We start from the raw sequence: 511 nt of genomic DNA on the forward strand, positions 1-511 counted from the left end.
GGTTGCCAGAAGCCTTGTGCGGTGGCGGTGAAGAGGTAGTTGGACAGGGTGTCGCCGTGGAACAGGGCGGTCCAGGCGGTTTCCTTGGCGTGGGTGCCGGGCAGGGCCGCGCGGCAGCGGGCGGCGCCTTCCTCGCCGGTGGCGGTGGGGTCGGCGGCGAGGTGGGCGGCGATCTCGGTGTCGTCGGTGGCGCCGAGGACGGCGAGGCGGGTGAGGATGCGCCAGCGCAGTTCGGGGTCGAGTTCGGGTCCGCCGGGGACGGTGTCGTCGGCGAGCCATGCCTGGATGGTGTCGGGCTGGGTGGTGGCGTCGATGAGGTGGCGTACGGCGGTGAGGCGGAGGCCGGGGTGGGTGCCGTCCTCGGTGCGGCGGATGAGGTCGCGGCACAGGGCGGTGAGGGTGGCGAGGGCGGCGGGCCGGTCCTCGGGGGTGGTGTAGCGGCCGGCGGCCCGGGTGTCGGCGAAGGTGAGGACGCCTTGGAGGAGGGCGAGGTCGGTCTCGTACGGGAGGT

General features: G+C 74.2%; 1 protein-coding gene. It reads right to left on the reverse strand.

What is annotated here, in order from left to right; all coding sequences use genetic code 11:
• Positions 1-511, reverse strand: a 511-nt coding sequence (locus E6R62_RS39180) for an ERAP1-like C-terminal domain-containing protein (protein ID WP_206309064.1), incomplete at both ends; no start/stop codon positions are given.

Source organism: Streptomyces sp. A1136 (assembly GCF_004795055.1).
In the GTDB taxonomy this organism is placed as follows: domain Bacteria; phylum Actinomycetota; class Actinomycetes; order Streptomycetales; family Streptomycetaceae; genus Streptomyces.